This window comes from Sphingomonas sp. BK069, from assembly GCF_014193405.1.
GTDB lineage: Bacteria > Pseudomonadota > Alphaproteobacteria > Sphingomonadales > Sphingomonadaceae > Sphingomonas.
In genome coordinates this window covers 40,258-52,747 of the sequence record NZ_JACHZH010000007.1, presented here as the reverse complement: position 1 = coordinate 52,747, position 12,490 = coordinate 40,258, and the positions used below count along the sequence as shown (strand labels likewise).

At 69.9% G+C, this 12,490-nt stretch carries 15 protein-coding genes; 10 read left to right on the top strand and 5 right to left on the bottom strand.

What is annotated here, in order from left to right:
- Positions 1–2: 2 nt before the first annotated feature.
- Positions 3–161, bottom strand: a complete 159-nt coding sequence (locus tag FHY02_RS23105; protein ID WP_258047785.1) for a NepR family anti-sigma factor — start codon at positions 159–161, stop codon at positions 3–5.
- A 258-nt stretch (positions 162–419) separates the two neighbouring features.
- On the opposite strand from FHY02_RS23105, the gene FHY02_RS18070 reads away from it, so the two are divergent.
- The 3 genes from FHY02_RS18070 to FHY02_RS18060 all read left to right on the top strand — a co-directional run bounded on the left by FHY02_RS18070 (position 420) and on the right by FHY02_RS18060 (position 2,431).
- Entirely contained in the window at positions 420–1,214 is a 795-nt protein-coding gene (locus FHY02_RS18070; protein WP_183924835.1) for a response regulator, read from the top strand.
- Positions 1,215–1,533: 319 nt separating this feature from the next.
- Positions 1,534–1,671, top strand: a complete 138-nt coding sequence (locus tag FHY02_RS18065) for a hypothetical protein (protein WP_183924834.1) — start codon at positions 1,534–1,536, stop codon at positions 1,669–1,671.
- A 112-nt stretch (positions 1,672–1,783) separates the two neighbouring features.
- Positions 1,784–2,431 (top strand): sigma-70 family RNA polymerase sigma factor, encoded by a 648-nt coding sequence (locus FHY02_RS18060; protein WP_183924975.1) that lies wholly within the window; start codon positions 1,784–1,786, stop codon positions 2,429–2,431.
- Between the two features lie 238 nt (positions 2,432–2,669).
- Here the strand turns inward: FHY02_RS18060 and FHY02_RS18055 are convergent, their stop codons facing one another.
- Complete coding sequence (locus tag FHY02_RS18055) at positions 2,670–2,843, bottom strand: hypothetical protein (RefSeq protein ID WP_183924833.1); 174 nt, start codon at positions 2,841–2,843, stop codon at positions 2,670–2,672.
- 39 nt (positions 2,844–2,882) lie between these two features.
- Between FHY02_RS18055 and FHY02_RS18050 the strand changes: the two genes are divergently transcribed.
- The 6 genes from FHY02_RS18050 (at position 2,883) to FHY02_RS18025 (ending at position 9,910) form a co-directional block, all read left to right on the top strand.
- Positions 2,883–5,534 carry a bifunctional [glutamine synthetase] adenylyltransferase/[glutamine synthetase]-adenylyl-L-tyrosine phosphorylase gene (locus FHY02_RS18050; protein WP_183924832.1) on the top strand — a complete coding sequence of 884 codons (2,652 nt, stop codon included), beginning with the start codon at positions 2,883–2,885 and terminating at the stop codon, positions 5,532–5,534.
- The gene (locus tag FHY02_RS18045; protein ID WP_311731877.1) at positions 5,507–5,956 is read left to right on the top strand and encodes a peroxiredoxin; all 450 of its coding nucleotides are present in this window, start codon (positions 5,507–5,509) and stop codon (positions 5,954–5,956) included. Before FHY02_RS18050 ends, FHY02_RS18045 begins: the two co-directional genes overlap by 28 nt.
- Positions 5,957–6,422: 466 nt before the next feature.
- Complete coding sequence (locus FHY02_RS18040; RefSeq protein WP_183924827.1) at positions 6,423–7,556, top strand: M23 family metallopeptidase; 1,134 nt, start codon at positions 6,423–6,425, stop codon at positions 7,554–7,556.
- Between the two features lie 388 nt (positions 7,557–7,944).
- A complete protein-coding gene (gene erpA / locus FHY02_RS18035) occupies positions 7,945–8,283 on the top strand; it encodes an iron-sulfur cluster insertion protein ErpA (protein WP_183924825.1) in 339 nt (112 codons plus the stop codon).
- 50 nt (positions 8,284–8,333) lie between these two features.
- Positions 8,334–9,104 carry an exodeoxyribonuclease III gene (gene xth / locus FHY02_RS18030; RefSeq protein ID WP_183924823.1) on the top strand — a complete coding sequence of 257 codons (771 nt, stop codon included), beginning with the start codon at positions 8,334–8,336 and terminating at the stop codon, positions 9,102–9,104.
- Entirely contained in the window at positions 9,101–9,910 is an 810-nt protein-coding gene (locus FHY02_RS18025) for a transporter (protein WP_183924821.1), read from the top strand. The genes xth and FHY02_RS18025 overlap by 4 nt, the downstream gene beginning before the upstream one ends.
- 281 nt (positions 9,911–10,191) lie before the next feature.
- Here FHY02_RS18025 and FHY02_RS18020 read toward each other — a convergent pair whose 3' ends face one another.
- Entirely contained in the window at positions 10,192–10,467 is a 276-nt protein-coding gene (locus FHY02_RS18020) for a hypothetical protein (RefSeq protein WP_183924819.1), read from the bottom strand.
- Positions 10,464–10,640, bottom strand: a complete 177-nt coding sequence (locus tag FHY02_RS18015; protein WP_183924817.1) for a hypothetical protein — start codon at positions 10,638–10,640, stop codon at positions 10,464–10,466. The genes FHY02_RS18020 and FHY02_RS18015 overlap by 4 nt, the downstream gene beginning before the upstream one ends.
- A 275-nt stretch (positions 10,641–10,915) precedes the next feature.
- Between FHY02_RS18015 and FHY02_RS18010 the strand changes: the two genes are divergently transcribed.
- Positions 10,916–11,179 (top strand): hypothetical protein, encoded by a 264-nt coding sequence (locus FHY02_RS18010; protein ID WP_183924815.1) that lies wholly within the window; start codon positions 10,916–10,918, stop codon positions 11,177–11,179.
- An 82-nt stretch (positions 11,180–11,261) separates the two neighbouring features.
- Here the strand turns inward: FHY02_RS18010 and FHY02_RS18005 are convergent, their stop codons facing one another.
- Positions 11,262–12,413, bottom strand: a complete 1,152-nt coding sequence (locus tag FHY02_RS18005; RefSeq protein ID WP_183924813.1) for an N-acetyltransferase — start codon at positions 12,411–12,413, stop codon at positions 11,262–11,264.
- Between the last annotated feature and the right edge of the window lie 77 nt (positions 12,414–12,490).

Sequence of the window (12,490 nt, the reverse complement as noted above, 5' to 3'; positions counted from 1 at the left end):
GGTCAGTCAAGCTTGCCGAGCAGGGAAAGGAGATCGTCCGGCACGCTTTCCTCGACGGTCTTCTGATAGACGGAGCGCAACGCCGAACCCATGTCCCGATTCTTCGAGTGCGCGACGGTGCCCTTCTTCGGCTTCTCCGGCGCTTTCTTGTCCGACGTCAACGCTTACCCCCCAAGACAACCCGGCCCCAGCGACCGCTGGGCGGGTCGAGCGGAACACGATGGAACATCCATATGCTGCTGGCACGGTTCGCCGCGCTCGCCGGATGAAACCAAATAGCCCTTCGATGGTTCCCCCGCCGTGCGACGAAAATCGCCGGCCGGGGGGAACTTATTGCCACGGTTGCGCACCGTCCACGACCGGTATCACGACGCACGGCGGCGCGCTCGCGCCATGCCGTGAGGGAGGACTTTCTACACATGTCGCTCGGACAACAACTCGCGCCGCATCTTCCGTTCCTGCGCCGCTACGGCCGCGCGCTGACCGGGAGCCAGGCGCAGGGCGACCGCTACGTCCGCGCGACGCTGGAGGCGATCGTCGCGGCGCCCGATCAGTTCCCGCGCGACGTCGACCCGCGGCTCGGTCTCTACCGCACCTTCCAGGCGATCTGGAACTCGGCCAATTTCGACGAGGTCGAGAGCAGCGAGCCGGCCGAGGAGCAGGAGGCGGTGGCCCGCGCGCGGCTCTCGCGCATGACGCCGCTGTCGCGCCAGGCGCTGCTGCTCACCGCGATGGAGGGCTTCACGCCCGAGGACGCGGCCTATCTGATCGAGGTCGAGCCGTCCGAGGTCGACTCGCTGGTGGCCGAGGCGCTCGCCGAGATCGAGAAGCAGACCCGCGCGCGCGTGCTGATCATCGAGGACGAGCCGATCATCGCGATGGACATCGAGTCGATCGTGCGCGACCTCGGCCATGAGGTCACCGGCGTGGCGGTGACCCGCGACGAGGCGGTGGCGCTGGCGATGGAGGATCGCCCCGGCCTGGTGCTGGCCGACATCCAGCTCGCCGACGACAGCTCGGGCATCGACGCGGTGAAGGACATCCTCGCCGAGTTCAACGTGCCGGTGATCTTCATCACTGCCTTCCCGGAGCGGCTGCTCACCGGCGAGCGGCCCGAGCCGACCTTCCTGATCACCAAGCCGTTCCAGCGCTCGACGGTGAAGGCGGCGATCAGCCAGGCGTTGTTCTTCGACGAGACCACCGTCCCGGCGTGAGCGTGGGGCGAGAGGTTTCGTCCTCTTGCTGGCGTCTCTCCATTCACCACCGTCATCCCTGCGAAGGCAGGGATCCAGACGCGCTGTCGTGGCGCTTTCATCGCTGACGTCAGCGCGTCTGGATTCCCGCCTTTGCGGGAATGACGGGAGAGAGGCGGATGTGGGATCTGCAACGAGACCTTCGGCCGGCAGCGCGTCGTAGACGAAGACGGATAACACTGACGGCCGACCGCGGCCCATCGCCTAACAAACCCCCGTCGCCTCCGCGGCTTGTTCCCATCCTTACGGACCCAAAACGGTCGATGCGCGTTTGAGCTTCATGGCAGACGACAACAATCGAGTTCATCTCGAGACCGACGAGGCCCGCGCCGGCAGCACGCCGGGCATGACTCGCTACATCCTCGCGGCGTCGCTGGTGCTGATCGTCGTGGCCTTCGCCGCCATCCTCCTGTCCTGACGCGATGCTCGAACAAGTGGTGCGTGACGGGCTGGCCAACCGGCCGGCCGATACCTATCTTCCAGCCTCGGACGAGCGCCAGGACGGCGCCGCGCCAGCACGACGGAGCGGCATGACCCAATCACCCTCGCAAGCGAACGAGGCGTCGGCCCCGGCGCCGACGGAATATGTCGCGCTGTCGGATCCCGAGTTCAAGAAACAGCTCGCGCTGGTGATCCCGCATCTGCGTGCGTTCGGTCGCTCGCTCTCGGGCAACCGCGACCTCGCCGACGATCTGGTGCAGGAAACGCTGCTCAAGGCCTGGGCGGCGCGCAAGCGCTTCCAGGCGGGCACCAACATGCGGGCCTGGACCTTCATCATCCTGCGCAACCTCTTTCTCAGCCAGATGCGTCGCGCGCGCTTCAAGGGCGAGTGGGACGATCTGGTCGCCGACCGTGTGCTCGCCGCGCCCGCCAGCCAGGACAAGCACGTCGAGCTCGCCGACATGCAGCGTGCGCTGATGCACCTGCCGCAGCCGCAGCGCGAGGCGCTGATCCTCGTCGGCGCGGGCGGCTTCGCCTATGAGGAAGCCGCCGAGATCTGCGGCGTGGCGGTCGGCACGATCAAGAGCCGCGTCGCGCGCGGCCGCGTCGCGCTGGAGGCGCTGATGACCGATGGCGCGCTCTCGTCGCGTCGCGATCATGAGGTGAGCGGCGATCGCACGACGCTCGATTCGATCATGAACGAGGTAGACGAGCTGAGCCGCGACCGCGACGCCTGAGGCTTTGGCGTAGGGCTCGATCCCGGCGTCGTGCTGAATTTGTGTCAGGATCCACTTCGCCGCATGGGCCCGCCACCCCGCCGCGCGCGACGCTCTGTCTCACGCCTCACTTGAATTAGCCGGCGATTGGCCCGCCCGCGTTTCGGTGACGCTCATTCGGACACGTGGATCCTGAAACAACTTCAGGACGACGCCATGATGACCCAGGGGCTAAGCGTCGCCGCCTCCGCCCCGCTCGTCAGTGCCCGCCGCCACCCAGCTTCGACAGCAAGCGCGCCATGTCGCTCGGCAACGCCTTGTCGCGGCGATAGGCCGCGCGCAGCGACCCTGCGAGCACGTCCCCGGCCTGCGGCGCGCGCACGATATAATCGCCGCGCGGGCCGCTGAATGGGGAAGGAAGGTCTGCTACCATGTTGCGGCAACGTGCGACCCCGGCTTAGGTTTCGATATGATGACTCCCCGGTTCGACGAGGCGCGCGGGCGGGCGGAACGATTTGCGCCTTTCCTGCACACGCTGCTCCAGCGCGAGACCGCTACCGCCGCCGCACTCTCGCTTCCTGACCTGCCGCTCGCCCGGCAGCTTCGGCTCGAGCGACGCGCGCTCGCGCTAGAAGTGGCGCTGGGCGACCTCGCCGGCGCGTTCGACCTCACCGCCGTTACCGCGCGGCTCACCGACTTCGCGGACTCAGCCCTGGACCGCGCCATCGCCGGCGCGATCGCCGAACGCACGCCGGACGCCGCGCCGCGCGGCTTCGTCGCGATCGCACTCGGCAAGCAGGGCAGCCGCGAGCTCAACTATTCATCCGACATCGACCCGATCTTCCTCTACGACCCAGCGACCCTGCCGTGCCGCGCGCGCGAGGACGTCGCCGACGCGGCGGTACGGGTCGGCCGGCGCGTGCTCGAGCTGCTCCAGGCACGCGACGCCGACGGCTATGTGCTGCGCGTCGACCTCCGGCTGCGCCCCTCGCCCGAGGCGACGCCGATCGCGATCCCGATCGAGGCGGCGATGAGTTACTATGAGTCGCAGGCGCTGCCGTGGGAGCGCGCCGCCTTTATCCGCGCGCGCGTGGCTGCCGGCGACCGCGCGCTGGGCGCCCGCTTCATCGAAGCGGTGCGGCCGTTCGTGTGGCGACGCAGCCTCGATTTCGGCGCGGTCGGCGAGATCCTCGACATCACCCGCCGCATTCGCGACCATCACGCGCAGGGTCAGGGGTTCGGTCCCGGCTACGACCTCAAGCGCGGCCGCGGCGGCATCCGCGAGATCGAGTTCTTCGCGCAGATCCACCAGCTGATTCACGGCGGCCGCGACGCGTCGCTGCGCGCGCCGGCGACCCGCGACGCGCTCGCCGCGCTCGCCGCCGCGGGACGGATCGACGCCGCCGATGCCACCGCGCTGGCGGAGGCCTACACGCTGCTGCGCACGATCGAACATCGCGTGCAGATGATCGACGACCGCCAGACCCATGCGCTGCCCGCGGGAGAGGCGCTTGACCGGGGCGCGCGGCTGCACGGGCTCGACGACGGCGCGGCGTTGCTCGCGCTGCTCGCGCCGCAGGTCGAGCGGGTCGCGGCGGCGTTCGACCGGCTCGCCCCCGTCTCCGCGGCGGGTCTGCCGTTCGACTCCGCACGGCTGGGCGATACGCTGAGCGAGGCCGGTTTCGCCGACGCCGAGGACGCGGTGCGCCGCGTCGCCGCCTGGCGTGAGGGACGTTACCCCGCGCTGCGCTCCGCGGCGGCGCAGAGCGCGCTGGAGGCGGTGCTGCCGGCGCTGGTCGGCGCGCTGGCGCAGGCGCCGGTGCCCGCGGTCGCGCTCAACCGCCTCGACCGGCTGTTCGAGCGATTGCCGAGCGCGGTCAACGTTTTCCGCCTGCTCGAGGCGCGCCCGGCGCTGACCTCGCTGCTCGCCGAACTGCTCAGCCACGCGCCGACCCTGGCCGACGAGCTGGCGCGCCGGCCGAACCTGCTCGACGGGCTGATCGACGCGAGCGCCTTCGCGCCCGTCGGCGGGATCGCGGCGCTGGCGGCGGAGATGCGCGCGGTGGAGGAGGGGGCGGATTATCAGGCGCTGCTCGATCACGTGCGGCGGGTCGTCGGTGAAAAGCGATTCGCGCTCGGCGCGCAGATCGTCGCCGGCGCGGCCGACCCGCTCGACGTCGCGGCCGGCTATGCGCGCGTGGCCGAGGCGGCGATCGAGACGCTGGCGAGCGCCGCCGCGGCCGAGTTCGAGCGCGCGCACGGTCGCGTGCCGGGCGGCGAGCTGGTCATCCTCGCGCTCGGCCGGATGGGCGGGATGGCGCTGACCCACGCCTCCGACCTCGACCTGATCTACCTGTTCACCGGCGACTTCACCGCCGAGTCGGACGGCGCCAAGCCGCTCGGCGCGACGCTCTATTTCACGCGACTGGCGCAGCGGGTCACCGCGGCGCTGTCGGTGCCGACCGCGGCGGGGCCGCTCTACCCGGTCGATACGCGGCTGCGGCCCTCCGGCGCGCAGGGTCCGCTGGTGGTCAGCCTCGACAGCTTCGCGCGCTACCAGCGCGAGGAAGCGTGGACCTGGGAGCATATGGCGCTGACCCGCGCGCGCGCCGTCTTCGGCTCGCCCGATGCGCGGGCCGCGGTGGAGGCGATCGTCGCCGCGGTGCTGGCGGGCGATCGGCCGGTGCGCGACGTGCCCGCCGAGGCGGCCGAGATGCGCGCCGAGATGGCACGGCACAAGCCGCCGCAGGGGCCGCTCGACGCCAAGCTGCTGCCGGGCGGGCTGGTCGACCTGGAGTTTGCGGTGCACGTCACCCAACTGACTCGGCGGCGCGGCTTCGACCCGCGGCTTAGCGTCGCGATCGACGCGTTGGTGGCCGAGGGCGCGCTCGCGCCGGCGATGCGCGACGCTTATGCGCTGCTCGCCCGGCTGCTGGTGACCGGCCGCTTGGTCGCGCCCGACGCGCAGGAGCCCGGCGCGGCGGCGACGCGCGCGCTGATCGCGCGCGCGGTGATGCTGCCCGACTGGGAAACGCTGCTTGCCACGCTGGACCGGGTGCGCGAGAGCGTCGCCGCCCAGTGGCAGGAGAGTATCGCGTGGACACCATCCCCGACGTCACCGTGACCGGCACCGACGGCGCGCCGCTGCGGCTGCGCGACCTGCCGCGACCGCTGATCGTCTATTTCTATCCCAAGGACGACACGCCCGGCTGCACCCATGAGGCGCTCGACTTCTCCGCGCTGGCGAGCCGCTTCGCCGCGGCGGGCGCGACGATCATCGGCATCTCGCGCGACACGGTCGCCAAGCACAACAAGTTCATCGCGCGCCACGGGCTCGGCATTCCGCTCGGCAGCGACCTCGACGGCAGCGTCACCGAGGCGTTCGGCGTATGGGGCGAGCGACAGATGTACGGCCGCACCTATATGGGGATCGAGCGCGCCACTTTCCTCTACGGCGCCGACGGGCGATTGGTGCGCGCGTGGCGCAAGGTGAAGGTGCCCGGCCACGCCGAGGAGGTGCTGGAGGCGGCGCGCGCGCTGGGCTGACGCAGGAGCCCGAGCGGACGCGCGTCGCTAGCGCGATCAGGGCGCCGCTGCGTGATGCGTAGTCGTCAATAGCTCCACCGTCATCCCGGACCAAGTCCGGGATGACGGAGGCTTGTCTTGCCTCTGCTACGCCCAATCGTCTCAGAAATCGAACTTGCTCCATCGCTCCACATCGGAGCAAACCCTGGCCGCGTGCCAGTCACTCGCGCCGATCCGCCACCAAGAATCGATTTCAACTCACGCAAAACACGCGCTCACTGGCTACTCGACTCGGCGAATTGCAACGACTCGCCGCGTCTCTCCGTCGATCGGGCGCGCTCCGGCGCCGCTGCTCTTGCCCGATTAACCCTGCTCAGGTCACAAACCTTTGGGCCTGGGAGGCTTCGTCTCCGGGGTGACAGTACGAGAAAAGGGGAAGACCGCGCGGCAGCCCGCCGCCCGGTCGCAGTCTTTGATCTGGGGTTCGATGAACGACACCGCTCTCACGCCGGCCGCGCGCCCGCTCGATCGCCTGCGCGCCGCTTACGGCACGCGCCGCCTGATGGCACGCGGCGGCGCCGCGATGGTCCTCGGCCTCGCCAGCTATGGCGCGGTCGCCGCCAGCCAGCAGGTCGCGGTCGCGACCGGGCTCAAGGCGGCGCCGACCAGTGAGCGCAAGCTGGCCAAGATGGAGCAGAAGGTCACCCAGCTCCAGACCCGTGTCGCCACCATCCGTCGCACCGCCGAGCTCCACGCCAGTCGCATCGAGCAGCGCCAGGCGCTGCTCGCCGCCGCGCTGACCGGCGAGGGCGAGAGCCGCGAGCTGGCACGCGCGACGCTGGCGATCGATCCCGACGCCACCCGCCTCGCCGCCGACACGATCAAGCCCTTCCTGCGCGTCGAGACGCGCCAGGCCGAGCTCGCCGCGGTGGCGCAGCGCGAGCTCGACCAGCGCTATGCCGTGACCGCCAAGACGGTGCGCAAGCTCGGCATCTCCACCGCGCGCCTCGCTAAGGGCGGCAGCGCGATGGGCGGCCCGCTGGTCGAGGCCAACAGCGCCGAGGCGCGCGCCGATCTCGCCGCCGACCAGCAGTTCCGCTCGCTGTTCATGAGCTGGAAGAAGCTCGACCGGCTTGAGCAGGGCGTGATCGCGATCCCCTCGGTGCAGCCGGTGCAGAAGCTGCAGTTCACCAGCAATTTCGGCATCCGCAGCGACCCGTTCCGCGGCACCGCGGCGATGCACGCCGGCGTCGACATTCCCGGCCCGAGCGGTACGCCGATCTACGCCACCGCCGACGGCGTGATCAGCCACGCCGGTCGCCAGGGCGGCTATGGCAACATGGTCGAGATCAACCACGGCAAGGGCATCGCGACGCGCTACGGCCATCTGTCGAAGATCCTCGTTTCCGACAACACGCGCGTGAAGCGCGGCCAGCTGATCGCGCTGATGGGCTCGACGGGGCGCTCGACCGGCCCGCACCTCCATTACGAGGTCCGGATCGACGGCCATGCGGTGAACCCGGTGCCGTTCCTCACCACCGCCGATTACCTGATGGCCGCGCAGGACCGCGCCGTCGGCCAGATCCCGGTGTCGACCTCGGGTCCCGCGCCGCAGGACTGATCGCCTCGCTTTAGGAGGGGAGGGCCGGCGCCGCGCCGAGCGGGCCGGCCCTTTCTCGTTGAGGTAAGTGGCTATAGTCGCGACCGTTGTTCCGTGTCAGCCCGGCGACGGCGAGACCTTTGCGAGGGTCGCGCAACGCTCCTCGTCTTCCGTCATCCCGGACGTGTTCCGGGATCCACGCCTCCTCGAGAACAACGCGCCGTCGGTTTGCGGCACGGTGGATCCCGGACCAAGTCCGGGATGACGGGGAGGCTGCAAAGGTCTCGCGAAGGCCGGAGTGACGGCAGGCAAGCGAGGGCGCCATACGCCCGCAGTGATCCATCGGCGGTGCGCTCTCCTGTATCAAGCGCCCCTTCCCCCCGTCGCCCCTCACGCCTATCTTGACCGCATGGCCACGCTCGCACCCGCTATCGCGCTCACCCCTGCCGCCGCCGCGCGCGTCGCGGCGATCGCGGCGCGGCAGAACAAGCCCGCGATCCTGCGCCTGGCGGTCGAGGGCGGCGGCTGCTCGGGGTTCCAGTACCGCTTCGGCTTCGCCGACGCGCCCGAGGCGAGCGACCTTGTGGTAGAGACCGACGGCGTGCGGCTGGTGGTCGACGACATGAGCCTCGATCTCGTCCGCGGCGCCAGCGTCGACTATGTCGAGTCGCTCGGCGGCGCTTCGTTCAAGGTGGAGAACCCGCAGGCTGCCAGCGGCTGCGGCTGCGGCACCAGCTTCTCGGTCTGAGGCGCGCGCGGGGCGAGACAAAGCGCACGCGGCGCGGTAGATCGTCGCGCGTGAAGATCGTCACCTACAACGTCAACGGCATCAAGGCGCGGCTGCCCCGGCTGCTCGAGTATCTCGAGGAGGCGCAGCCCGACGTGGTGTGCCTCCAGGAGCTCAAGTCGAGCGACGAGACCTTCCCCGAGGCGGAGGTGCGCGCGGCCGGCTACGGCGCGGTGTGGCACGGCCAGAAGGGCTTCAACGGCGTCGCGGTGCTCGCGCGCGGGGCCGACCCGGTCGAGCGCCAGCGCGGGTTGGAGGGCGAGCCCGAGGACGAGCACAGCCGCTACCTGGAGTGCGACGTCGCCGGGCTGACCGTGGCGTCGATCTACCTGCCCAACGGCAATCCCCAGCCCGGCCCCAAGTTCGATTACAAGCTGCGCTGGATCGAGCGGCTGCGCGCGCGCGCGGCGCAGCTTCTCGCCAGCGAAGTGCCCGCGGTGCTGGCGGGCGACTATAATGTCATACCCAATGACGACGACGTCTTCTCCGTGCGCGCGATGGCGAGCGACGCGCTGATGCAGCCCGAGAGCCGCCAGGGCTATCGCGCGCTGGTCGCGCAGGGCTGGACCGACGCGCTGCGCGCCCGCCACCCGCGCGGCGGCGTCTGGACCTTCTGGGACTATCAGGCGGGTGCGTGGCAGCGCGACGCGGGCTTCCGCATCGATCACCTGCTGCTCAGCCCGGCGGTGGCCGACCGGCTGGTCGAAGCCGGCGTCGACAAGGAGTATCGCGGCCGCGAGAAGGCGAGCGACCACGCGCCGACCTGGGCGCGGCTGCGATGATTCGCGCCGGCCTGCTTGCCGCCGGGCTGCTGCTCGTGGCCGCTCCCGCGACCGCGCAGGACGAGCCGGTCACCGAACGATTCTGTCCCAACCGGCCGTCACTCGGCGCGAGCGGCTGCGTCACCATGCCAGGGCAGGTGCAGGTCGAGCTATCGGGCGTGGATTGGCAGCGCGACGACAGCGGCGACTCGCGCGAGGACCTCACGTTGTTCGGCGACGTCACCGCGCGGATCGGCGTGACGCGCGACAGCGAACTGCAAGTCGAGTTCACACCGTTGGGCACGCTGCGGACGCGCGACAAGGTCACCGGCGCTGTCTCACGAAAGTGGGGGGCGGGCGATACGACGATCGGCTATCGCTACGCGCTGAGCCATCCCGACGGGCGGGCTCTGTCGTCCGCGATACAGCCCTATGTCACTCTCCCGACCGGCCGCAGCGGGATCGGCGACGGCGACTGGTCGGCCGGGGTGATCGCGCCGGTCTATTGGCAGATGAACGACAAGTGGAGCCTCGACTTTACCGGTCGCGCCACCGCGGCGGCCAACGAGGAGGGCGGGGGCCGGCATTTCGACGCGAGCGGCGTCGTCGGCCTGGGCTACGCGCTGACCGACAGCCTCACCGCGGTCGCGGAGTTCTCGCTCGAGCGCGACGACGATCCCTCGGGCCATGTCACGCAGACGCTCGCGGCAGGGTCGCTGGCGTGGCAGCCGACCAAGCGGACGCAGATCGACCTGCTCGCCGTGGCGGGGCTGAACCATGACTCGCCCGACATGCGCCTGGTGCTGGGCGGCGCGTTCCTGTTCTGAGCGGGGGCGGACCGCTCCGCTCCTCCTCCTCCGGCGTCATCCCGAGCTCGTCCCAGGATATATTGATCCGCACACCTCGCGACCGCTCTTCGACCGGCGCGATGGTCGCTGAAACGGGTTCAGGATGACGCTACGAGAAGTAGAGGGGCACGCTCAACCGTGGAACACTCCCACCCGATCTGAACCACCGGCGTGCTCCGGCGAACGCCGGAGCCCAGGGCTACCAACGGAGCCACCTACCGCTCCAGGCTCCCGCGTGTGCGAAGCCGATGGATCAGTCGCTAGGCAGCCCCATCAGGCTGCTGCACCGCGATCAGCTCGAGCACCTGACGCGCGCCCTCGTCGCTCGCCGCGGCGAGCTTGAGCGGGCGAGCCCCCAACCCGACATCGGCGTTGAGAAAGGCCATCGCGCCGGCGAGGCCGAGCCGCTCGGTCGCGGCGCGGACCACCTGACTCTCGCGCGCCGCGCTCTCGGGCGACAATTTGGGGACGCTGCTGGCCGGCCGGAAGTAGGGGCGGCGCGGCGGGCGCGGGGCGGGCTGCGGCTGGTCGCTCACGCGGCGACAACCAGGGTCGGGCGAACGACGCCGGCGAGCCACTGCACGTCGGCGATCCGCGCGGCATAGCCCTTCGCGCAGATCCGGTAAGCGTCCCGACCGCTCGCGTTGGCCGCGTCGGACGCGCGCGCGATCGATATCTGATGGCGGGAGTAGAGTTCGTTGAGGTCCATGTCGGTCTCCCTGCGTGCAAGCGGGAGCGCGGTCGGTCTCTCAGCTATCCAGGCTCGCGTGGTCAAATCTGGACAGTGGCTATGAGATGGGGTCCCCGCGCCTATCCACAAGGGCTCGCCATCTTCTGGCGAAATCCGCCGGATGTCGGCGGCCACGCTGCTGCCGCAGAACGAGTGAAGGGCGTAAGTCCCTCAGAAAAAGTCAAATCGTCGGACTGGCACGGTGTCTGCAAAGCACCTGGCGTCCCCGATCAACGGGGCAGGGAGACACTGCCATGAACGCCACCATCGTCGCCGCTCTCACCAGCCTGGTCCTCGTCGCGCCCGCGCAGGCCGAGCCGACCAGCTCCGCGGCGGCCGCCACCACCACGAGCGCCACCACAGCCGCGACCCAGGCCGAGGGCGGCGTCAAGGCACGCAACCCCAACACGCGCTACTGCTACAACACCGAGGCGACCGGGTCACACATCATCCAGCGTGCCTGCCACACGCGCGCCGAGTGGAAGGAACTGGGCGTCAAGGTTCCCGAGAAGCTGTGACGGCCGCCACCGGGCGGACGGGAGGGAGCGGCGCCGCGCCGGCCGAGGCGCGCGGCGCCGCCGGCCCCCCCCCCCCCGGGGATCAGAGCGTCCGCTCGTAGACCTGATAGACCTTGTTGACCTGGCTCTCGATCGCGGTGGCGATCGAGTTCATCCCCTGATTGTCGTCGAGGATCCAGCCGATCTCGCCCCGCGAGGCACCGTAGTTCGCCACCGACGCCTTGCGGATTGCCTCGATCATCATGAAGGCGAGCTGGCTGGCCAGCCGCGAGGACTGCAGCTCCTTGCGCACCCCCATCAGCGGCACGCGCATCGTGCGAACACGCGGCTTGCGCAGCCACAGCAGCAATTTGGCCCAGCCGAACGGGAGCAGGCTGCCGTTCAGCGGGCGGATCGCCTCGTTGAGGTCCGGCAGCGTGATCATGAACGCCACCGGCCGGCCGTCGACCTCGGCGATGCGGATCAGGTCGTTGAACACGATCGGCTTGAGCTTGACGCCGACGTCCTTGATCTCCGGCGGGGTGAGCGGGACGAAGCCCCAGTTGTCCGACCAGGCGTCATTGAGGATCTCGAGGATGATCGCGGCTTCCTCGTCGAAGCGCTTCTTGTTCACCTCGCGCACGACGATGCTCTTGTTGTTCTCGCCCGAACGGATGATCCGCTTCACGATCGGGGGGAACTCCTGCGTGATGTCGAGCTCGTAGGTGACCAGCTGCTTCGCGGGCTGGTAGCCGGCGCGCTCGATCCATTCGCGATAGACCGGCTTGTGGTGCCCCATCATCACCGTGGGCGCCTGATCGAAGCCCTGGATCAGCAGCCCCGGCTCTTCCCAGATCGACATGCTGATCGGCCCGAGCGCGCGCACCATGCCCTGCTCGCGCAGCCACGCCTCGGCGCGTGCCAGCAGGGCACGGAAGATGTCCTCGTCCTCGGCATCCATCAGCCCCCACTGCCCGACACCGGGGCCGAAGCCCTGCGCCGCTGGCATCTCGAGCGCGAGCGTGTCGATATGCGCCGAGATGCGCCCGACCACGCGGCCGTCACGCCGCGCCAGGAAGAGCTGCGCCTTGGCATGGCTGAACCAGCCGTTCTTCTCCGGCGTGATCAGCCCCAGCGCCTCGCCCTTGAGCGGCGGGACCCAGTGGGGATCGTCGGCGTAGAGGCGGAAGGGGAGGTCGACGAACGCCTTGCGCTCGCTTTTGGTGGTGACCGGGGCGATGGAGAGATCGGACATGGCGCTCGCCCGTAAACGGAGAAACCGATCATAGCGAGCGAGCTTTTACTGGCAACGGGGAGTGCGCGCGTCCTGTA